2 protein-coding genes are annotated in these 1170 nt (G+C 46.9%); both read left to right on the top strand.

Annotation, left to right across the window (positions count from 1 at the left end; translation table 11 throughout):
* A partial coding sequence (locus STRDD11_RS01810; RefSeq protein WP_164828336.1) for a hypothetical protein occupies window positions 1–340 on the top strand: 340 nt, incomplete at its 5' end.
* Between the two features lie 396 nt (window positions 341–736).
* Window positions 737–1030, top strand: a complete 294-nt coding sequence (locus tag STRDD11_RS01805) for a WXG100 family type VII secretion target (RefSeq protein WP_128834785.1) — start codon at window positions 737–739, stop codon at window positions 1028–1030.
* The last annotated feature ends 140 nt before the right edge of the window (window positions 1031–1170 follow it).

Genomic DNA, 1170 nt, shown 5'->3' with positions numbered 1-1170 from the left:
CCCCAATATTCTGATGAATATCCGGACCGTTGACCGGTCTTATGACTTTGCCGCCTACAGGGCTGAGATCGAGGACTACAGTCAAGGGCTTGACCAGTTCAGGCTGGTGTCAGACGGTCTGCATGAGGTCAACGGCTTGCAGTGGCAGGTGGTCGAATATGCCTATATCGATGAGGTTTCCGGTCCGCTGGCTCAGTTTTTGGCAGCTGCCTTTGTGGAAAGCGGCCCTGTCATATTTATGATCAGCTTTACGGGAACGGTCGGTCTCTTGGGTCAGGCTGAGAATCTGGATTATATAGACATTCGGAATGTCTTTCGGACTGTGACCATTCATGAATAAACTGACAGGCTGAAAAACCTTTCTGTTTGCCGGATGGCCGGTTTTAGGCAATTCCCCGTCTCAGGACGGCAAAGCAGTCAGGGATGTGCGGATAAACCTGCTGAAAAAAAGTTACCGAACTGTCACATTTCTCTCGCCTGCTGCTCTCCCTTGCTTTGCAGCTGACGGTGTCAGCAGCGAAAAGCAGGGATAAGGTAAAATATTACAGTCAGTTACTGCCAAATGAAAATATGACGCTGCATCAACGGCGAAATGAATAAATTTACTTCTCATTTACAGTTGATTAAGAAGCTGGAATTTCGGTTGACAGCCTATTGCTGAATAGTATAATATTCTGTAATAATAAAATAGTTCTTTAGAATTGTTTTAAATTTTTATCTTAAAAGGAGGCCAACCATGGCTAAAGTTTCATTATCACCTGAAGAACTCATCGCGCAGGCAGCGGTTTATTCAAGTGCCCGCGACCAAATCGAAGCAGCGATCCAGTCCGTTAATTCTGCCAATGGTCAAATGCAGTCGCATTGGGAAGGCAGCGCCTTTAATTCCTACCTGCAGCAGTATAATCAGCTGCATGGGAATGTAGTGAAATTTCAAGAACTGCTGACATCTATCAACCAGCAGCTGACGAGCTATGCCCATACTGTATCCGAACGGGATGCGGCAGATGCCAGCAGCTTTGGTTTGCAGTAACCCTCTTCGAAAATCTCTTCAAACGACGCCAGCTCCAACATTGGGAGACTAAAAAGGTCCGGGGGACCTTTTTAGCCCCTGCCCAGAAATTGAAAAGCAGGGAAGGTCCGGGGGACCTTTTTAGCCCCTGCCCAGAAATT

The sequence above is a fragment of the Streptococcus sp. DD11 genome, from assembly GCF_001578865.1.
In the GTDB taxonomy this organism is placed as follows: Bacteria; Bacillota; Bacilli; order Lactobacillales; family Streptococcaceae; genus Streptococcus; species Streptococcus panodentis.
This window is presented reverse-complemented; position numbering and strand designations above follow the sequence as displayed.

Bases quoted from the DNA above. Each gene is read 5' to 3' on its own strand.
- STRDD11_RS01805 (WP_128834785.1), top strand. From the start codon at position 737: ATGGCTAAAGTTTCATTATCACCTGAAGAACTCATCGCGCAGGCAGCG.